15 protein-coding genes are annotated in these 20543 nt (G+C 67.4%); 4 read left to right on the top strand and 11 right to left on the bottom strand.

Going from position 1 to position 20543, the window contains the following annotated elements; translation table 11 throughout:
- Positions 1-53 precede the first annotated feature (53 nt).
- The 11 genes from IB255_RS14420 to IB255_RS14370 form a co-directional block, all read right to left on the bottom strand.
- Positions 54-1472 (bottom strand): aldehyde dehydrogenase family protein, encoded by a 1419-nt coding sequence (locus tag IB255_RS14420; RefSeq protein ID WP_081519058.1) that lies wholly within the window; start codon positions 1470-1472, stop codon positions 54-56.
- Positions 1465-2655: a pyridoxal phosphate-dependent aminotransferase gene (locus tag IB255_RS14415; protein WP_081519057.1), complete on the bottom strand. Its 1191-nt coding sequence runs from the start codon at positions 2653-2655 to the stop codon at positions 1465-1467. The genes IB255_RS14420 and IB255_RS14415 overlap by 8 nt, the downstream gene beginning before the upstream one ends.
- A 55-nt stretch (positions 2656-2710) precedes the next feature.
- Entirely contained in the window at positions 2711-4321 is a 1611-nt protein-coding gene (locus IB255_RS14410) for a 5-guanidino-2-oxopentanoate decarboxylase (RefSeq protein WP_081519056.1), read from the bottom strand.
- 159 nt (positions 4322-4480) lie between these two features.
- Positions 4481-6568 (bottom strand): acetate--CoA ligase family protein, encoded by a 2088-nt coding sequence (locus IB255_RS14405; RefSeq protein WP_192210518.1) that lies wholly within the window; start codon positions 6566-6568, stop codon positions 4481-4483.
- A 10-nt stretch (positions 6569-6578) separates the two neighbouring features.
- Positions 6579-7739, bottom strand: a complete 1161-nt coding sequence (locus tag IB255_RS14400) for an acyl-CoA dehydrogenase family protein (protein ID WP_081519054.1) — start codon at positions 7737-7739, stop codon at positions 6579-6581.
- A gap of 17 nt (positions 7740-7756) precedes the next feature.
- The gene (locus IB255_RS14395; RefSeq protein WP_192210517.1) at positions 7757-8545 is read right to left on the bottom strand and encodes an enoyl-CoA hydratase/isomerase family protein; all 789 of its coding nucleotides are present in this window, start codon (positions 8543-8545) and stop codon (positions 7757-7759) included.
- A gap of 445 nt (positions 8546-8990) precedes the next feature.
- Complete coding sequence (locus IB255_RS14390; RefSeq protein ID WP_192210516.1) at positions 8991-10418, bottom strand: amino acid permease; 1428 nt, start codon at positions 10416-10418, stop codon at positions 8991-8993.
- 519 nt (positions 10419-10937) lie between these two features.
- Positions 10938-13181, bottom strand: coding sequence for an ATP-binding protein (locus IB255_RS14385; protein WP_192210515.1), 2244 nt, complete (start codon positions 13179-13181; stop codon positions 10938-10940).
- The gene (locus IB255_RS14380) at positions 13178-13963 is read right to left on the bottom strand and encodes a substrate-binding periplasmic protein (protein WP_081519050.1); all 786 of its coding nucleotides are present in this window, start codon (positions 13961-13963) and stop codon (positions 13178-13180) included. The genes IB255_RS14385 and IB255_RS14380 overlap by 4 nt, the downstream gene beginning before the upstream one ends.
- 3 nt (positions 13964-13966) lie before the next feature.
- On the bottom strand, positions 13967-14713 hold the full coding sequence (locus tag IB255_RS14375) for a response regulator (protein WP_139791607.1): 747 nt from the start codon (positions 14711-14713) through the stop codon (positions 13967-13969).
- A gap of 110 nt (positions 14714-14823) precedes the next feature.
- Positions 14824-15471, bottom strand: a complete 648-nt coding sequence (locus tag IB255_RS14370; protein WP_081519048.1) for a TetR family transcriptional regulator C-terminal domain-containing protein — start codon at positions 15469-15471, stop codon at positions 14824-14826.
- 371 nt (positions 15472-15842) lie between these two features.
- Here IB255_RS14370 and IB255_RS14365 point away from each other — a divergent pair, with 371 nt between their 5' ends.
- The 4 genes from IB255_RS14365 (at position 15843) to IB255_RS14350 (ending at position 20525) form a co-directional block, all read left to right on the top strand.
- Complete coding sequence (locus tag IB255_RS14365; protein WP_081519047.1) at positions 15843-16946, top strand: polyamine ABC transporter substrate-binding protein; 1104 nt, start codon at positions 15843-15845, stop codon at positions 16944-16946.
- 92 nt (positions 16947-17038) lie between these two features.
- Entirely contained in the window at positions 17039-18457 is a 1419-nt protein-coding gene (locus IB255_RS14360; protein ID WP_081519046.1) for an aminotransferase, read from the top strand.
- A gap of 53 nt (positions 18458-18510) precedes the next feature.
- On the top strand, positions 18511-19380 hold the full coding sequence (locus tag IB255_RS14355; protein WP_192210514.1) for a helix-turn-helix transcriptional regulator: 870 nt from the start codon (positions 18511-18513) through the stop codon (positions 19378-19380).
- A 134-nt stretch (positions 19381-19514) separates the two neighbouring features.
- Complete coding sequence (locus IB255_RS14350; protein WP_192210513.1) at positions 19515-20525, top strand: alpha/beta fold hydrolase; 1011 nt, start codon at positions 19515-19517, stop codon at positions 20523-20525.
- Positions 20526-20543: the final 18 nt, after the last annotated feature.

The raw sequence follows: 20543 nt of genomic DNA, 5'->3' as shown, positions 1-20543 counted from the left end.
GTGAGCGGCACAGCCCTCACCCCAGCCCTCTCCCGGAGGGAGAGGGGGTCTGTTTAAAGCTGGATGGCCTTGAGCTCGACGAACTCGTGCAGTCCCTGCTCACCCCATTCGCGGCCGTTGCCGGACTGCTTGTAGCCACCGAACGGCGCCCGGTAGTTGAAGGCACCGCCGTTGACGAAGCATTGGCCGGCGCGCATCTGCCGGGCGAGTCGCAGGCCATCTTCGCGGTCGCCCGCCCAGACGGCGCTGGACAGGCCGAACGGCGAATCGTTGGCGATGGCGATCGCCTCGGCCTCGTCGGCGTAGGGAATCAGGCACAGCACCGGGCCGAAGATTTCTTCGCGGGCGATGCGCATCTGGTTGTTCACGCCGGCGAAGATCGTCGGCTGCACATAGTGCCCGCGCTCCAGATGAGCCGGACGCTCGGCGCCGCCACAGACCAGCTGCGCGCCCTCTTCCTGGCCGACGCGGATGTAATCGAGCACGGTGCGACGCTGGCCGCCCGAGCACATCGGGCCGAGGAAGCTGTCGGCATCCAGCGGGTCGCCCATCTTCAGCGCGAGGGTTTCGGCGCGGGCGATTTCCACAGCTTCGGCATAGCGATGGGCCGGCAGCAGCATGCGCGTCAGCGCGGTGCAGGTCTGCCCGGAGTTGATCATCACGTCCTGCACGCCGTGGCGCACGGCGGTGGCCAGGTCAGCATCGGCGGTGATCAGGAACGGCGACTTGCCGCCCAGCTCCAGGCACACGCGCTTGACCGTCGGCGCCGCGGCTTCGGAGACCTTGACGCCCGCACCGGTGGAGCCGGTGAAGGACACCATGTCCACGTCCGGGTGCCGCGCCAGGGCTTCGCCGACCTTGGAGCCGGGGCCGCTGACCAGGTTGAACACGCCGGTCGGCAGGCCGATGGCGTGGATCATGTCGGCCAGCAGGAAGGCGTGCAGCGGAGTGTCCTGACTCGGCTTGACCACCACGGTGCAGCCGGCGGCGAGCGCCGGGGCGAGCTTGCCGATCAGCTGGTGCAGCGGGTAGTTCCAGGGGTTGATGAAAGCGCAGACGCCCACCGCTTCCTTCACCACCAGCGAGTTGCCAACCTCGCGCACTTCGTCCATGTGCGCGGCCATCGCGGCGTAGCTTTCCAGACCCTCGATGGGCCCGTCGACCTGCACCATGCGGCACCACTGGATGGGCATGCCCAGCTCGGCGGTGATCAGCGCGGCCATTTCGTCGGCGCGGTTCTTCAGTTGCTCGGCAAGCGCGCGGATATAGCCGGCGCGCACCTGGGACGGGGTCTGCGACCACGCCGGGAAGGCCCGGCGGGCGGCGTCCACCGCGCGGTTCACGTCGCCTTCGCCACCCAGCGGCACGCGGCCGACGGATTCCTCGGTGGCCGGGTTCTGCACCTCGGCCAAGCCCTGCCCCTGCGGTGCCACCCAGGCGCCGTCGATGTAGAGCTGTGTACGCTCACGCATAGCGTTTTTCCTTCAGCAGTTCGGCGGCGCACAGGGCAATGCGGCGGCAGGCTTCGCGCAGCGGTTCGGCGCCGAGCACCAGGCCGAGGCGGATGTGCCCGGCGGCACTGGGGCCGAAGGCTTCGCCGGCCAGCACGGAGACGCCGTGGCGGTCCAGCAGCAGATCGGAGAAGTCCTGGGCTGAGAGCCCGGTGGCGCGGATATCGACCATCACGAACATGCCGCCGTCCGGGCGCAGGGCGCGCACGCCGACGCAATCGGCGAGGCAGTCGAGCACCAGGTCGCGACGTTGGCGGTAGGCCTCGCGCATGGCTTCCAGTTCCGGCAGTTTGGCTTCCAGCGCAGTGCAGGCGGCGTCCTGGATGAAGTCCGGCGAGCCATAGAGCATGCACAGGGCAAGGTTTTCCAGGTGCGCGCAGAGCTCCTGCGGGCCGACCACCCAGCCCACGCGCCAGCCGGTCATGGCGTGGGATTTCGACAGGCTGTTGAGGGTCGCGGTGCGCCCGGCCATGCCCGGCAGGCTGGCGGGGCTGATGTGCTCGCCATCGAACAGCAGCTCGCTGTAGACCTCGTCGGAAATCATCCACAGGTCGTTGCTGATGCACAGCTCGGCCAGCGCTTCCCAGGTGGCGCGCGGCAGACTGGCACCGGACGGGTTGTGCGGGCTGTTGATCGCCAGCGCGCGGGTGCGCGGGGTGACCAGTGCGGCGACGTCCTCGGCCTGCACACGGAAGCCGTGCTCGGAGCGCACCGACACCGGGATGACCTTGGCACCGCAGGCACCGAACACCGCTTCGTAGGTGACGTACATCGGCTCGGCGACGATCACCTCGTCGCCCGGATTGAGCACGCACTGCGCCACGGCATACAGCGCGCACTGGGCGCCGGCCAGCACGACCACGTCATCACTGGTGACGGCCTGGCCGCTGCGCTGGCTGTGGCGGCGGGCGATGGCTTCGCGCAGCGAGCGCTTGCCGCGCACGTCGGCGTAGTGGGTGTTGCCGGCCAGCAGGCTGTCGATGGCCGACTGCACGATGGGCACCGGGGTGTCGAAGTCCGGGTCGCCCACCGACAGCAGCAGGATGTCGTCGCCCTGCTCCATGCGCGCCAGGGCGCGGTAGTGGATGTCCCAGGCAGCGGCGCCGTCGCCGGCGATGCGTTGGGTGAAGTTCGAGTAGCGCATGCTGTGCTTCCTTCAAGGTACCGGAGCCCGTGGGCTCCGGCGGGTGCAACGGGTCCTACTGGGCGCAGGCGTGTTTCAGCTCGATCAGGGTGACGCCCGGATGGGCGAAGCCGGTGCGCAGGTCGTGCTCCAGTTCGTCCAGGCTCTGCGGCTGGCGCATCTCGCAACCGTAGGCGCGGCCGAGCAGGGCGAAGTCCGGGTTGCGTGGCAGGACGCCGATGGGCTCGATGTCCAGGCCGATCATGTCGTCGCGGATCTGCCCCAGCGCATCGTTGTTCCACAGCAGCACCACCAGCGGGCTGTCCAGCTCCTCGGTGGCGGTGGCCAGTTCCTGCGCGGTGTAGAGGAAGCCGCCGTCGCCGACCAGCACCAGGCCGGGACGCTCCGGCGCGCCGAACTTGGCGCCGATACCGGCAGGCACGCCGTAGCCGAGGGTGCCGTAGCCGGTGGGGTGCAGCCAGCCGCGCGGTGCCTTGCTCGGGTAGAGGTAGTTGGCGGTGTAGGCCAGCTGGGTCATGTCGCTGGCGATGAAGGCGTTGTCCGGCAGGACCTTGGCGATGCGTTCCAGGATCGACTTGTGGATAAGTTGCAGCGGCGCGTGGCCGCCGTCGATCTGCGCACGCAGTTCGGCGATGCGCGACTGCGCTTTCGCCGCATCCCGGCTCGCGCTCGGCAGCGCGGCGAGCAGCGCCTCGGCGGTGGCCTTCGAATCGCCCAGCAGCGCCACAGCGCTCGGGTAGAAGTCGTTGAACTTGCGCGAATCGACGTCGACGCGGATCACCTCGCCGGTGACCGGCAGGCGATCGCGCCAGAAGTCGGTGTCGGCCATTTCGGTGCCGATGGCCAGGACCACATCGGCCTCGGCGATCATGTCCCAACCAGCCTGGGTGCACAGGGTCGCACCCGCGGCGAGCGGCGCTTCCGGCGCCAGCAGGCCCTTGCCGGCGACGCTGGTAAACAGCGGCGCGGCCAGGCGCTCGCTGAGCGCGGCCAGGGCGTCGGCGGCATGCAGCGCGCCGCCGCCGGCGATGATCATCGGGCGCTTTGCAGCCTGGAGCTTATCCACAGCCTGCTTGAGCGCTTCGCTGCTGGGCTGGCCACGGCCGGCGCGGCGCACCACTTCGTGGGTCCAGTCGCGGGCGACCGGGTTGGCCAGCACATCCAGCGGCACGGAGATGTGCACCGGGCGCGGGCGCTCGCTGTCGAACACGGCGTAGGCGCGGGCGATCAGCTCGGGCAGGTCTTCGGCGCTCAGGGCGACGGCGGAAAAAGCGGTGATCGGCGCGGTCATGGCGCGCTGGTCCTGGGTCTCGTGCAGGCAGCCCCAGCCCTTGCCCAGGCTCGCGGTGTGGTTGACGCTGGAAATCACCAGCATCGGGATCGAGTCGGCGTAGGCCTGGCCGATGGCGGTGGCGGCGTTGGTCACCCCCGGGCCGGTGATGATGAAGGCCACACCCGGCTTGCCGCTGACGCGCGCATAGCCGTCGGCCATGAAGCCGGCGCCCTGTTCATGGCGGGTCAGCACATGGCGGATGCCGCTGCCGGGCAGGCCACGGTAGAGCTCCAGGGTGTGCACACCGGGAATGCCGAACACGGTATCGACGCCGTAGTTGGCCAGCAGGCGTACCAGGGCCTGGCCGCCGGTGAGGGTCTTGTCGTTTTGCATGAACGATCTCCCGAACTGTTCTTCGGCGGATAACCGCAAGCGGTTACTCGCCCTACTCGTTGGGGCCAACGCCGAGTGTCCGGCGTGCGCCGCTTTTGCTCCCTCTCCCGCTTGCGGGAGAGGGAGCGTTCGTGTTCTTCCTTCAGGTCCTGCTGCCGATCACTCAGCGGTGCGGATCAGCGCATCCACCGCCACGGCGCCATCGGCGTCCGCCAGCAGCGGGTTCACGTCCAGTTCCAGCAGGTTGTCCACGTGCTCGCAGGCGTAGTCGGCAACGGCGCGTATGGCCTCCACCAGCGCCTCCAGGTTCACCGCCGGGCGACCGCGGAAGCCGGTGAGCAGCGGCGCGCTGCGCAGGCCCAGCAGGGCGTCGCGGATCGCCGCGTCGGTGGTCGGCAGCAGCAGGCTGCGGCTGTCCTTGAGCAGCTCGACGAGGATGCCGCCGGCCCCCAGCACCAGCGCCAGGCCGAAGCCGTTCTCGCGCTTGATGCCGACGATCAGCTCGGCCAGTGGCGGATTGGCCATGCGCTCCAGCAGCACCTGGTCGAAGGGCACGCCGGGGGCGTGGCGGGCGATGTTCTCGCGCATGTCGAACAGCGCGGCTTCCAGCGCCGCCTCGTTGCGCAGGTTGAGTGCCACGCCGCCGGCCTCGGTCTTGTGCGGCAGTTGCGCGCTGACCACTTTCAAGGCCAGCGGGAAGCCGACATCGGCGGCCGCTTCGCGGGCCTGGGTCGGCGTGCTCAGGGCGGCGCGCGGCAGCGGCAGGCCGAAGGGTTTCAGCGCCTGCTTGGATTGCCACTCGTCCAGCAACCGGCCTTCGCTGTCCAGCGCCTGCGGGCAGAGCGGTACCAGCGCGGCTTCGCCACGGGCCAGCAGCGCTTCGCGGCGTTGCCGGTAGTGAGCGATGCGCCCCCAGGCGGCGAGGCCGTCTTCCACGCCTTGCAGCGCGGCGACGCCGTGGGAATGCAGCAGTTCGCGGGCATGTCTGGGCAGCAGCTCGGGCAGCGCGGAGGCGATGAAGCCGACCTTGTCGTGGCGCTTCAATGCCGCGCAGTACAGCTCCAGCAGCAGGTCGCACTGCGGGCGCTCGCCGGTATCCTCGCCGGGGTAGTCCAGCACCAGCAGGGCGGCATCGGCCGGGGTCTGCAGGGCGCTGTCGAGCATACGGTCGAGCGCCGGGCCATCGCCCCAGATGGCGGTGGTGAAGTCCAGCGGGTTGGCGATGTTGGCGTAGTCCGGCAATACCTGGGCCAGTTCGGCGCGCTGCGCGTCAACCAGCTTGGGCAGGCTCAGACCGTTGCGCTCGGCGTAGTCGGCGATCAGCCCGGCATCACCACCGGAGCAGGCCAGCGCGGCGAGGCTGGGGCCGGCCGGCAGGTTGCCGCAGGCGGCCGCCTTGAGGGTTTCGATGAAGCTCACCGGGCCGCTGACGCGGATCACCCCGAGGCGGTCGAACAGCGCGTCGTACAGCGCGTCGGAGCCGGCCAGGGAGCTGGTGTGGCTGAGCGCGAGTTCGGCGCCGATCTCGGAAACGCCGGTCTTCAGGGCGATCACCGGGATGCCTTTCTGCAGCGCCTTGAAGGCCGCGCGGGCAAAGCCGGGGACGTTCTTCAAGCCTTCCAGGTGCAGGCCGATGGCGGTGACGCGCGGCTCATCGAGCAGCACGTCCATCAGTTCGGCCACTCCCAGTTGCGCCTGATTGCCCACCGAGGCCATGTAGGCGATGGGCAGCGAGCGGTCGCTCATGGACAGGTTGTAGGCGAAGTTGCCGCTCTGGGTCAGCACCGCCACGCCCTTCTCCACCAGGTGCCCGCCGTGGGCCACCGGCCACAGCGCGGAGCCGTGCAGGTAGTCGAGCAGGCCGTAGCAGTTGGGGCCGAGCAGGGCCATGTCGCCGGCGCTGGCGAGCAGGCGGCGCTGCAGGGCTTCGCCCTCGGCGCCGGTCTCGGCGAAGCCGGACGCGTAGCAGATGGCGCCGCCGGCATCCTTCGCAGCCAGTTCGGCGACGGCCTGCAGGGTCAGGTCACGGTTGGTGGCGACGAACACCGCATCCGGCCCTTCGGGCAGCTCGGCAATGCTGCGTACACAGGGCACGCCTTCGAGTTCGTCGTATTGCGGGTTGACCAGCCACATCGGGCCGGCGAAGCCGCCTTCGGCGCAGCGCTTGAGCGCGCGCGCCATGCTGCGACCGCCAATGAAGGCCAGGTGCCGGGGCGCCAGCAGGCGCTGGAGGTTTTCGCGTTTCATCGCACGGGCCTCAACGCAGCAGCGGACGCAGCAGTTCGCGGGAAATGATGTGGCGCTGGATTTCCGAGGTGCCTTCCCAGATGCGCTCGATGCGCGCGTTGCGCCAGATGCGTTCCACCGGACCTTCGTCCATCAGGCCCATGCCGCCAAAGATCTGCACGGTCTCGTCGGCGACCTTGCCCAGCACCTCGCTGGCGAACAGCTTGGCCATGCCGGCCTCGCCGTCGGTCATGCTGCCGCGGTCCATCTTCCAGGCGGTGTGCAGGGTCATCAGCTCGGCAGCACGAATCTGCGTGGCCATGTCGGCGAGCTTGAAGGAGATGCCCTGGTAGCTGCCGATGGCGGCGCCGAACTGCTTGCGGTCGGCCGACCACTGCAGTGCCAGGTCCAGCGCGCGCTGGGCCTGGCCAACACAGTTGGCGGCGACCATCACGCGGCCGGCGGTGAGCCAGGCGTTGGCCACTTCCCAGCCCTTGTCGACTTCGCCGAGGACCTTGGAAGCCGGCACGCGGCAGTCGTCGAAGAAGATTTCGTAGGTGTGGTAACCCTTGTTGCTCACGCATTTCGGGCCACGGCGCACGGTCATGCCGACGGTGCCCTTGTCCACCAGGAAGGCGGTCACGGCGTTGCGCTTCTTGCCATTGCGCTCGAAGGTGTCGGTGACCGCGAAGACGATGGCGAAGTCGGCATGGCCGGCGTGGCTGATGAAGTGCTTGGAGCCGTTGATCACGAAGTCCTCGCCATCACGCACGGCGCGGGTCTTGATCGAGTTGGCGTCGGAGCCGGCGCCCGGTTCAGTGAGGGCGAAGCAGTCGATCTTCTCGCCCTGTACCACCGGCAGCAGGTAGTCCTGGATCTGCTCGCCCTTGCACGCCATGAGGATCTTCGAGGGCCGCGCGACGAACACGTGCAGCGCCCAGGACACCTTGGACAACTCGCGCTCGACCAGCGCCTGGGACAGGTAGTCCAGGCCGCCACCGCCGACTTCCTCGGGCATGTTGAAGGCGTAGAAGCCTGCCGCCAGGGCCTTGCCGCGAATCTTCGCGGCCAGTTCCGGGGACACCGCGTCGGCGCGGTCCACTTCTTCCTCGTAGGGCAGCAGCTCTTTCTCGACGAAAGCCTTGACCGCCTCGACGAGCATTTCCTGTTCCTGGGTCAGTTGGAAGTCCATCACATCACCTGCAGCCGTCAGCGGCCTTTGAATTGGGGGGAGCGTTTCTCGGCCACGGCGCGCAGCGCCTCGGCGGCATCTTCACTGCGGCCGCAGAGCAACCCGGCGGCCTGTTCGGCCTCCAGTTGCTGGGCCAGGGTGCGGGCGGCACCGTCGCGCATCAGGCGCTTGGTCTGGGCGAAGGCGAAGGTCGGGCCGGCAGCCAGGCGCGCGGCGAAGTCGCCGACCTGGGCCTGCAGCTGATCGTCGGCGACCACTTCGCCGACCAGGCCGGCCTGCAACGCGCGCTCGGCGTTCCACAGTTCGTCGAGGAACAGCAGGCGCTTGGCTGCTTCGCTGCCGATCAGGCGCGGCAGGTGCCAGCTGGCGCCGGCGTCCGGGCAGTAGGCCATGCCGGTGTAGCCGGCCTTGAAGCGCGCGGAGGCGCCGGCGATGCGGAAGTCGCAGCACAGGGTCAGGTCCATCCCGGCGCCGACGGCGGTGCCGTTGACGGCGGCGATGGTCGGCTTGTCCAGGCCGTGCAGGCGGCGCATCAGGGCGTGCGCGGTTTCGGTCCAGCCGTAGGTTTCCAGTTCGCCACGGGCTTCGGCCTCGGCCCATTCGGCGAGGTCGGCGCCGGCGCAGAAGCTGCGGCCTTCGCCACTGAGCACGATGACGCGCACGGCCTCGTCGACTTCATAGGCGTCGAGCAGGGCCAGCAGGTTCTTGAGCGTGGGGACGTCGAGCGCGTTGCGCTGCTCGGGGCGGTTCAGGGTGATCCAGGCGATACCGTCCTGGACCCGGCTGAGCGGGGATGGCTGAGTCATGCTGCCCTCGTTCTTGTAGTCGTTTGCTGAGGCGGATGAAGCGTTGGAGCCAATACTAAACAAGTGTTCAGTAAGACGGCAATCCACCCGAATGGGTGGCTTGTAACGCTCCGCCAATCGACGGGAAGGCCGCGCGGCGCGGGGGCTGAGGGGTTTTGCAGGGAAGTCGCGGCGGGTTTGTTACAACTTCGAACAATCGTTCAGCAAGAGATGGGGCTGGTGGAGTACCTGTAGGACCGAGGGGGGCGCCTAGCCCTTGCTCGCGAAACGATCAGCCGGCGGCTCTGGAGCTGAACGGGTTCGCGAGCAAGCTCGCTCCTGCGAAGAACCGCTAAGCCAAAGCAAAAGCCCCGCAGCTCGTAGGGCGGATAACGCTGGCGCGTTATCCGCCCTACGTAAAGCCAAAAGCCCCGCGCTGCGGGGCTTCAGCCGAACGGGCGAAGCCTCAGCCGAGGCTCGGTACCGCCTCATCGCTCAGCACCTGCCCGCGCTTACGCTTGAGCAGGAAGTAGGCGAGGTAGCAGGCCGCCATGAAGCCGAAGCCCCAGTACAGCGACGGACGCTGGGTCGGGTCCATGGCGAGGAACACGAACAGCGAGCAGCAGATCGCGATGCACGCCAGCGGGATCAGCGGGAACAGCGGAGCGGCGTACTTCAGGTCGGCCACGGTGCCGCCCTTGGCCATGTGCTCGCGGCGGAAGCGGTACTGGGCGTAGGCGATGACGATCCAGGTGACGGTGCCAGCCATGCCGCTCACCGCCATCAGCACCATGAACAGGGTATCGGCGGCGACCACGCTGGTGAGCAGCGAGAGCAGCGCAAACGCCAGGCTGATCAGCAGCGCATAGAGCGGCACGCCACGGGCGCTGAGCCTGGACAGCTTGCGCGGCGCCATGCCGGTCTTGGACATGGCCCAGAGGATGCGCGTGGAGGCGTACAGGCCGGAGTTACCCACCGACAGGATCGCGGTGAGGATCACGAAGTTCATGATGTCGGCGGCGTAGGGGATGCCGACCATGTCGAACACCTGCACGAAGGGGCTTTCCATCAGCCCGGCCTGCTTCCAGGGCACGATGCAGGAGAGCACGGCAATCGCCAGCACATAGAAGATCAGCACGCGGAACACCACGTTGCGCACGGCGCGCGGGATGCTCTTCTCCGGCTGGTCGGTCTCGCCAGCGGCGACGCCCATGATCTCGCAGCCCTGGAAGGCGTAGACCACCGTCATCATCACCGCGAACACGGCGGACAGGCCGTTGGGGAACAGGCCATCGCTGACCAGGTTGGACAGCCCCGGCGCGGCCGCGCCATCGTTCAGCGGGATGGCGCCGAAGATCACCAGCAGGCCGACCACGATGAAGCCGAGGATGGCTGCGACCTTGATCCCGGAGAACCAGTATTCGGCCTCGCCGAAGGCGCGGGTGGCCAGGGCGTTGAGGGAGAACAGCACGACCACGAAGAACCCCGACCAGAGCCAGATCGGCACCTCGGGGAACCAGCGGGTCATCAGCATGCCGGCGGCGGTGAATTCCAGGCCGACGGTGGAGGCCCAGCTCATCCAGTAGACCCAGCCGATCATGAACCCGGTGGCCGGGCCGATGAAGCGTGTGGCGTGGGCCTGGAAGGAGCCGGAGACGGGCATCTGCACCGACAGCTCGCCCAGGCAGACCATCACCAGGTACATCAGCAGGCCCGCGACCAGGTAGGCGAGGATGGCGCCCATCGGGCCGCCGGAACTGATGGTGACGCCCGAGCCCATGAACAGGCCGGTGCCGATGACGCCGCCCAGGGACAGCATGAAGATATGGCGGCTCTTCAGCGCGCGGGTGAGATGGATCTTCTCGCCGCTACCGGCGTGATGGGTCTCAGACATGGCGCACCTCCAGATAACGGCGGGCGCGGCTGAGCGGAACTCTACGTTGGATCATTATTGTTATCTCCAATCAATCAGAGGCCGTGGCTCGGGCACGGATGCCACCGGATTATTGGAAGGCGATGTAAGACGGGGTTGTTCGCCTGGATCGAAGTTGTAGAAAGATGTAAGGATTTTGTGCAGGCCGCGTGGGGCGGGGCCTCATGAGCGTTCCTACAGGGTTTGGCGCTCCCGGCGACTTCGGTGCCCAGGATCTCCCTCACCCTAACCCTGGCTGCGCGCCCCGCTCCGAAGGGAGAGGGGACTGTCCGAGCGAGCTTAAATAACGGCGCTCGCCGGCAGAATTCGTGACATCCCCCTACGCCGAACGGCCCCCTCTCCCCCTGGGAGAGGGTTGGGGTGAGGGCCGGCCTGCCACGCCAGAGCTGAACCTGACGCTCTTGAGTTCCGCAGGGCGCATAACGCGCCAGCGTTATCCGCCGCAGCCAACGGCGGATAACCTGTTCCAGGTCATGCGCCCTACGTCGGCCAGCTCTTCAGGAGTTCAGCGGCAACCGCCCTCTCCTGCTCCAAGCGCACCACCCAATCGCCAGAAAGCGACCCCACCAGCGCCGCAGCTTCCAGCTCAGCCAGGCAATTCCCCAACCCGCGCAAGCCCATGGACCGGCAACTGCCCGCCAACCGGTGCGCAAGGCTGGCTGCCTCCACCGCATCGTCCTGCCGCAAGGCATCCAGCAGCAGCGGCCATTGCTCATCGAGCAGCTTCCACAGGCTGGCGAGCAGTTCGTTCAGCTTGTGCTCGCCCAGCAGGCGACGGTGGGTATCCAGAACCTGGAGGTCCAGCGGGCCGTTATCCACAGCCGCGGGCAGCAGCTCCCAGGCCACGCCGGACAGCGCGCGGCGCAGGTCGTCCAGGCGCAGCGGCTTGCCCAGCACGCCCTGCATGCCGGCCTCGAAATAGCGGCGGACCATGCCCGGCTGCACGCTGGCGGTGAAAGCATGGATCGGCGTGGTTGCGTTGAGCCCACCGGACTGCGCGCGGATCGCCCGGCACAGGTCGAGGCCGGTCATCCCCGGCAGGTGCATGTCCAGCAGGATCAGGTCGAAGCGCCGCGCGGCGGTGAGCGCCAGCGCGGGCTCGGCGTCATCTGCGAGCAGCACGCGGTGGCCATCACGCTCCAGCAAAGCCTGGGCGACTTCGCGGTTGAGAGCGACGTCTTCCACCACCAGCACATCCAGGACCGGCGCCTGCTCGATGGCCACGTCGGAGCGCGGCACCACGCCCGGCGCCAGCATGATCTCGAACCAGAAGGTGCTGCCCTCGCCTTCCAGGCTCTCCACGCCGATCTCGCCGCCCATGGCTTCCACCAGCCGCTTGCTGATCGCCAACCCCAGCCCGGTGCCGCCATAGCGCCGCGCCACCTCGTCGCTGGCCTGGGTGAAACGCTGGAAGATTTTCTCCTGCTGCTCGGCGGAGATGCCGATGCCGTCGTCGGTCACGCTGAAGCGCAGGCGCTGCCCGGCGTCTCCGCCTTCGAGCACGGCCACCTCCAGCAATACCTCGCCCTCTTCGGTGAACTTCACCGCGTTGGCCAGCAGGTTGCTCAGCACCTGACGCAGGAACTGCTCGGCGCCGCGGCAGCCGTCCTGCACCTGGGGTTCGATGCGCAGGCGCAGGCAGCTGCCGTTGTCCTCGGCGCGCGGCTCCAGCAGGGTCACCACGTCATCGAGCAGGCGGCGCAGGGAGAAGTCCACCGGCTCGGGCTGGCTGGCGCCGTCTTCCAGCTTGGCGAAGTGCAGCACCTCGTTGAGGATCGCCAGCAGCCCTTCGCCAGCGGTGGACAGCGCCTGCAGGCGGCGCCGGTCCTGCTCGCCCAAAGGCGCGGCGCGCAGCAGCTCGGCCATGCCGAGGATGCCGTTGAGCGGCGTGCGGATCTCGTGGCTCATGGTGGCGAGGAAGCGACTCTTGGCGCGGTTGGCGGCCTCGGCCTCCTCCTTGGCGCGGCGCAGGCTGGCGGTGCGCCGCTCGACCCGGCGCTGCAGCTCGTCGCGCTTGCTCTGCAGCGCCTCGCGGTCGGCCTCGCGCCGGCGCAGTTCGGCACGCAGGGCACGACGCAAACCATCGAGGGCATCGGCGACGGTGTCGATCTCGTCCTCTTCACCTGAGCGTTTCTTGGCCAGCGCCAACTCGGTGCCCAGGTCGCCGCCGGTGAGCCCACGGACGAAGTCGGCCATGGCGCGCAGGTGGCGAGTGACCAGGCTGTGGAACAGCCAGCTCAGCGCCACCGCCAGGCCGCAGAGGAACACGCCCATCCACAGCAGGCTGGTCAGCCCGCCGTGGAGCAGGCGCAGGTAGACGGCGCCGAGGTCGATGCTGATTTCCAGCTCGCCCAAGGCGCGGCGCTCGCCATCCGGCGGCTGGAAGGCCAGCGCGTAGTGCTCGACGCGAAACGGCCCGCGTTTCTCGTCGGCGTCCTGCACCAGGTTGAAGTCGGCGCTGCGCAAGCGCACCTGGGCGATGTCGGGGAAGTCGGCCAGGCCGTGCAGCTGCACGTTGAGCTGCTCCTGGTTGAGGTCCCAAAGGCTGCGTTCGAAGCTGGCCAGATAGCCGACGCGGATCAGCTCCAGCCGGGTGTCGATGTCGCGCATCTCGCGGCGGTATTCGAAGTACAGCTGCACCGCGCTGGCCAGCACGGTGAAGCACAGGCTGAACAGCAGCACCCGCAGCAGCAGGCGCCGGGCCAGGCCGCCGGGCAGCTTCATCGCGGCACCCCGTCGCCGGCGAGCATGGCGCGGTAGTCGTGCTCGCTCTGCTGCAGCCAGCGGGCGACGCTGCCGTCGTCCACGCGCTGCTTCAGCAGCGCGTCGATCTCGTCCATCCGCGCCGCCAGCGGCGAATGGCGGGAGACGGCGATGCGCAGGTAATCCACGGTCAGCGGCCGGGGCAGCGCGGCAATGTCCTGGCCGCCGGCCAACTGCTCGACGAACAGCGTGCCGGTGCGCCGCTCGTGGGCGATGAAGTCGATGCGCTGGCGGATCAGCTTGCCGAAGTTCTGCCGGCTGTCGGAGACCCATTCGACATTGCCGTGCTCGGCGACGAAACGGTCGAACTCCGGCCCGTAGCTTTCGCCGAACAGCAGCCCGCCACGGTAACTGGCGAGGTCGCCGAGCTGGTCGAATCGTACCGGTTTGCGGCGGTTGTAGAAGATCGCCACCTCCTCGCGCAGCACCGGCACGCGGGAGAACAGCAGGCCGTCGTCGCGTTGTGGCGTCTGGTAGGCGAGCACCACGTCGACGCGGCCTTCGGCGGCGTCCAGCAGGCAACGCTTCCAGTTGCCCAGCACCACGGTCTTCACCTCGTAGCCCAAGCCGCCAAGCACACTGCGCACGGTCTGCGGCGCCAGCCCGCGAACTTCATGGCCATCAGTCCAGGAAATGGGTGGGTAGACGGGGTAGTCGCAGTAGCGGAGGGGTTGGGCGGCGTGGGCAACGCCACCCACCATCAGCAAGGGAAGCGCCAGGCACAGTAGGGCCAGCCAGCGCATGACTCAGGCGTCGGCAGGCGTGGCGGTGAACAGGTAGCCGGCGCCGTGGATGGTGATGATCAGTTCGGGCTCGGCCGGATCATCGCGCAGCTTGCGGCGCAGGCGACCGACCAGCACGTCGATGGAGCGGTCGTTGGGCAGCCATTCGCGGTTGCGGATCTGGTCCATCAGCTGGTCGCGGCTCAGGGTGTGACCGGTGTTGCGCAGGAACACGCAGAGCAGCTGGAACTCGCCGTGGGTCAGCGGGGTTTCGCTGCCGTCGCGGTCCATCAGGCGGCGGCGGTCCGGGTCCAGTGTCCAGTGGGCGAAGCGCTTGTGGTTCTGCCGGCTGGCGGACACCGAAATGGCGGCGGGCTGGCGGGCGTGGCGCACGCGGCGGATCAGGTTCTTTGCGCGGGACACCAGCTCGCGGGGGTTCAGCGGCTTGATCACGTAGTCATCGGCGCCGCATTCCAGGCCAACGATGCGGTCGATGTCATCGTTGCGCCCGGTGATCAGGATGATGCCGACCTCCGAACGCACGCGCAGCTCGCGGGTCAGGGTCAGACCGTCCTTGCCCGGCAGGCGGATGTCGAGCATCACCAGGTCGATGGGCTGGCCGGCCTGCTCGGCTTCGGCCAGGTACGCCTCGGCCTGTTCGGCGGCGCCGGCGCAAAGCACGTCATAGCCTTCCTCGCCGAGGTAGGCCTGGAGGAGCTCGCGAATCACCGGATCGTCGTCGACGATCAGTACACGGGAAGTCATCGCAATACCCTGCTGAGGCCGCCGCTCGTGACGGGGCCGTTCTTGTTATGCGTGGAGGTAGAGCTGTAGGAACTGTCCTGCAGATGGCGGCAGGTTACCGCCCGCTGAACAATCGATCAACAGACTCCCGACGCCCGACAGAAGCGCTGCCGGCCACCGTACTGGAGGCCATCCACCCAGGCTTCGCAGATCTGCACGCCCTGTTCCGGGGTGAAGGTATTGGGGTTCAGACCGGACTCCAGCCACAACCCGTCGAGCAAGGCGCTGAGGGCAATCGCGGCCAGTTCCGCGTCGAAATCAGCCCACTCCTGCTCCTTTGCCAGTTCGTTCAGCGCCTGCGTCAGCAGCGCGCGGTACTCGCCGTAGGAATGATCGTGCGCCTTGTTGATTTCCTCGGCCGTCTTCACCGCGCCCCAGAACGCCAGCCAGGCATCCAGCAGTTGCGGGTCGAGCAGCTCGGCGGAAAACGACGCGCGAAAGAACGCCGACAGCCGTGCGCGGGCATCCGGCGCCGCCTCGGCAATGGCCTCGCGCAGCAGCTGCATGACCCGCCCGGTAACGGTCAGGTAGGCCTCGGCCACCAACTCGTCCTTGCCCGAATAGTGGTGGTTGATCAGCCCCACCGAGACCCCGGCCTCGGCGCAGATCTTGCGTATGGATGCTCCCTGGAAGCCATGGCGTTTCAGGCACGCGAGGGTGGCCTCGATCAGCAGCGCCTTGCGCTGCTCCGGCTCCAGTCGGGTAAAGCGGACTTCCTCGTTCATGCCTGGCTCCTAAGGTTTCAGGTGGCCAATCTGAACGATTGTTCGATTGGACGCCAGCGCCAGGGCGCTGTTGACGTTTTGCCACGGCCGCGACGATGCGCGCTCACAAAGGTCGATGCGAGCCGTTAGTCGTCCCTTCGGGTTGCGCGAAAAATCACGCCAGGCTAGACGCGGGACGCCAGCAATGGTCATTCCCTTGCCTAGTCCCGCAACGACGCATGGCGTGATTTTTCGCGGCAACGCGGCTCGCGTCGAAACGCCAACAGACCCTTACCTACCCGTTCGGGGAATGGCCGGGGAACCGGCCCTGGTCGAGAGTGGCTTCATCCGCGATATCTCCAATCCATAACAAAATCAAAGGTGGGACTGACATGCAGAAAACGCTCGCAGCAGTACTCAGCGCGGCGCTGGCGACCTTGCCGGCACTGGGTCACGGGGAGGATGCCGAAGGCGCGAAGACGCTGCGGCTGTATAACTGGACCGACTACATCGGCGAACACACCATCGCCGATTTCGAGAAGGAAACCGGGATCAAGGTGGTCTACGACACCTTCGATTCCTACGAGACCGTGCAGGGCAAACTGCTGCCCGGCCGCTCGGGCTACGACCTGGTGGTGCTCAACGCCGCCCTGGTGCCGCCGCTGCTCAAGGCGGGCGTCTTCCAGCCGCTGGACAAGTCCAAGCTGCCCAGCTGGAACAACCTTGATGCGGACGTGCTCAAGCACCTGGACCACTACGATCCGGGCGTGCAGTACTCGGCGCCCTACACCTGGGGCAGCAACGGCATCACCTACAACATCGACAAGATCAAGCAGCGCATGCCCGACGCCCCCATCGGCTCGCTGGCGATGCTGTTCGATCCGAAGATCGTGTCGAAATTCGCCGATTGCGGGGTGACCATCATCGACTCCCCCACCGACGTGATCCCGCTGGCCCTGGCCTACCTCAAGCGTGACCCCAACAGCGCGCTGCCCGAGGACCTCAAGGCCGCCCAGGACCTGCTGCAATCGATCCGCCCGTACATCCGCAAGTTCGACTCCACCAGCTACCTGAACGGCCTGGCCAACGGCGACCAGTGCATGGCGATGACCTGGTCCGGCGACTACGCCACCGCCCAGGCCCGCGCCGACGAAGCCGGCGCCAAGGTCAAGCTGGGCTACTTCGTGCCCAAGGAAGGCTCGCTGATCTGGTTCGACGACTTCTACATCCCGGCCGACGCGCCACACGTGGCAAACGCCCACAAGTTCATCGAATACATGCTGCAGCCCAAGGTGGCCGCCGGCGTCGCCGACTACATCCGCTACGCCTCCAGCAACGCCGCCGCCACCCCGCTGCTGGCCGCCGAAGTGCGCAACGACCCGGCGATCTACCCCGACGCCGAGACCCGCGCCCGCCTGTTCACCCAGAAAGTGCAGACCCCCAAGGCGACCCGCCTGATCACCCGTACCTGGAACGCGGTGAAGACCGGGACCTGATGGATCGCCAACCACACGCCCCGGCCTGAGCGCCGGGGCACGGGGAGAAGGCTCTCCCCAGGACGAATAACCGGAATACCGAGGTAAAGCAGATGACCACCCCAACCCCAGCCTTCTTCGCCCAGTTCAACGACGAGCAGCTGGTCGCCGCCGACAAAGCCCACTACATGCACGGCTATCACGTGTTCGACGATCACCGGGTCAACGGTGCGCTGAACATCGCCGCCGGCGAGGGCGCCTACATCTACGACACCAAGGGCAATCGCTATCTGGACGCCGTGGGCGGCATGTGGTGCACGAACATCGGCCTGGGCCGCGCGGAAATGGCCGACGCCATCGCCGAGCAGGTACGCAAGCTGGCCTACTCCAACCCCTTCTGCGACATGGCCAACGTCACCGCCATCCAGCTCTGCGAGAAACTCGCCGAACTGGCGCCGGGCGACCTCGACCACGTGTTCCTCACCACTGGCGGCTCCACCGCCGTGGACACCGCCTACCGCCTGATCCAGTACTACCAGAACTGCCGCGGCAAGCATGAGAAGAAGCACATCATCAGCCGCGTCAACGCCTACCACGGCTCGACCTTCCTCACCATGTCGCTGGGCGGCAAGGTCGCCGACCACCCGGCCGAATTCGACTTCCTCAAGGACGTCATCCACCACATCTCCTGCCCCAACCCCTACCGCGCGCCGGAAGGGATGACCGAGGGCGACTTCCTCGAATTCCTGGTGAAGGAATTCGAAGACAAGATCCTCGAGCTGGGCCAGGACAAGGTCGCCGCCTTCTTCGCCGAGCCGATCATGGGCTCGGGCGGCGTGATCATCCCGCCCAAGGGCTACCACCAGCGCATGTGGCAGGTCTGCCAGAAGTACGACGTGCTCTACGTCGCCGACGAGGTGGTGACTTCCTTCGGCCGCCTCGGCGCCTTCTTCGCCTCCGAGGACGTGTTCGGCATGCAGCCGGACATCATCACCACCGCCAAGGGCCTGACCTCCGGCTACCTGCCGCTGGGCGCGTGCATCTTCTCCGACCGCATCTGGAAGGTGATCGGCGAGGCCGACAAGGGCCGCTGCTTCGCCCACGGTTTCACCTACAGCGGGCACCCGGTGAGCTGCGTCTCGGCACTGAAGAACATCGAGATCATCGAGCGCGAGAATCTGCTGGAGCACGTGAAGGACGTCGGTGGCTACCTGGAGCAGCGTCTGCAGGAACTGGCCGAGCTGCCGCTGGTGGGCAGCGTGCGTTGCCAGAAGCTGATGGCCTGCGTCGAGTTCGTCGCCGACAAGCGCAGCAAGGTGCTCTTCCCCGAGGAGCTGAACATCGGCGAGAAGATCCACCTGCGCGCCCAGGCCAAGGGGCTGCTGGTGCGGCCGATCGTGCACCTGAACGTGATGTCGCCGCCGCTGACCATCACCCGCGAGCAGGTCGACGAGATCGTCGACACCCTGCGCGAGTCGATCCTCGAGGCCGCCGAAGACCTCAAGCGCAGCGGTGATTACGCGGGGCACTGATGATCGATCCGAGGATTTTGCCTACACCCCGGCAGCCCTTTAGACTGCCGGACATGAGCGAATCCCAGGCGCTGAGCGAAACCTCCGACGCACCGGCCCTGCATGCCTGGCATGCGGGGCTGGCGCGCGCCCTGGCCAGCGTCGGCGAAGTCGTCTTCGTCGAACGCCTGGCCGACGCCCTGGGCTGCCTGGTGCCGGTGGAGTCGGTGATGCTCGGCCTGGAACAGCGCGGCCAGCCGCCGCAACCGCTGTACCAGCGCGGCGTCCACCCGGACCACCACGAGGCCCTGGTCGACCGCTACTACGCCCGCGGCTACCTGCTCGACCCCTTCTGCCTGGCCATGGAAGACGGCCTCACCGAAGGCTTCTACCCGCTGGCCGACATCGCCCCGGACGACTTCTTCGCCAGCGAGTACTACAAGACCTACTACCTCAAGTTCGGCTGCACCGAGGACTGTCACTTCATCATCGACCTGGGCGAGACGCGCAAGGTTTCGCTGTGCCTGTACCAGGGCGAGAGCGGCGCACGCTTCAGCGAAACCCAGCTGGACCTGCTGGCCACCGCCCTGCCGCTGGTGCGCGAGCTGTTCCGCCAGTTCGAGCGCAATGGCGGGCTGGACCTGCTGCTGGCCGGGCGCGGCGTGAAAGTCAGTGCGCCGGACGACCAGGCGCCACTGAACCGGCACATCCGCGCGGCCTTCATGAACTTCGGCGCCGACCTGCTTACCGAGCGCGAACGGGAAATCGCCCACCTGCTGTTGCGCGGCCACTCGGTGAAATCCAGCGCGCGGGTGCTGGATATCTCGCCGGAAACCGTGCGCATGCACCGCAAGCACCTCTACACCAAGCTGGCGATCAACTCCCAGGCGGAGCTGTTCTCGCTGTTCATCGACTGGCTCACCGGCGGCGTGAGCGCGGCCTGACACCTGCGACTCCCGCCAAGCTCACGACCGTACGGATTTCGATACCAACCGATGCGGCGGCGCGCCCGGAAATCTGCCAACCTATGGCCTTTCCCGCTGTCTGACCCGTGCCCCACCACCAGGAGAGCTTCCCGATGCCCCGCCGCTGGCTACCCGCCTTGCTGTTGGCCGCCGCCCTGCCGCTGCACGCCGCCGAATCCAAACCCACCTACGGCCCGGAACTGGAGCGCTTCAACTACTCCTACCCGGTCGGTCACTACAGCTTCGCGTCCCAGGGCCACCACATGCACATGGCCTACATCGACGTGAAGCCCAAGAAGCAGCCCAACGGCCGCACCGTGGTGCTGCTGCACGGCAAGAACTTCTGCGCCGGCACCTGGGAAACCACCATCGCCGCCTTGAGCGACGCCGGCTACCGCGTGGTGGCACCGGACCAGATCGGCTTCTGCAAGTCCACCAAGCCCGAGCGCTACCAGTACAGCTTCCAGCAACTGGCGACCAACACCCACGCCCTGCTCGAGCACCTGAAGGTCGGCAAGATCACCCTGCTCGGCCACTCCACCGGCGGCATGCTCGCCACCCGCTACGCGCTGATGTATCCGCAGCAGGTCGAGCAGCTGGCCATGGTCAACCCCATCGGCCTGGAAGACTGGAAAGCCCTGGGCGTGCCCTACCGCACCCCGGACCAGTGGTACGAGCGCGAGCTGAAGACCAGCGCCGAAGGCATCCGCCAGTACGAGCAGGCGACCTACTACGCCGGCCAGTGGAAACCCGAGTACGACAAGTGGGTGAACATGCTCGCCGGCCTGTTCAACGGCGCCGGCCACGAGCGCGTGGCGTGGAACTCCGCGCTGCTCTACGACATGATCTTCACCCAGCCGGTGGTCTACGAGTTCGGCCAGCTGAAGATGCCGACCCTGCTGCTGATCGGCACCAGGGACAACACCGCCATCGGCAAGGACCTGGCCCCGGCCGAGCTGAAACCCAAGCTGGGCAACTACGCCGAACTGGGCAAGGCCACCGCCAAGGCCATCCCCAACGCCACCCTGGTGGAATTCGACGACATGGGCCACGCCCCGCAGATCCAGGACCCGAAGCGCTTCCACGAGGCGCTGCTCAAGGGATTGGCGGACCTCAAGCACTGATCGATGTGCCGGGTTGGT

The organism is Pseudomonas sp. PDM22 (assembly GCF_014851965.1).
GTDB lineage: Bacteria > Pseudomonadota > Gammaproteobacteria > Pseudomonadales > Pseudomonadaceae > Pseudomonas.
The sequence above is the reverse complement of the archived record's forward strand: the minus strand, read 5'-3'. Positions and strand labels throughout refer to the sequence as shown.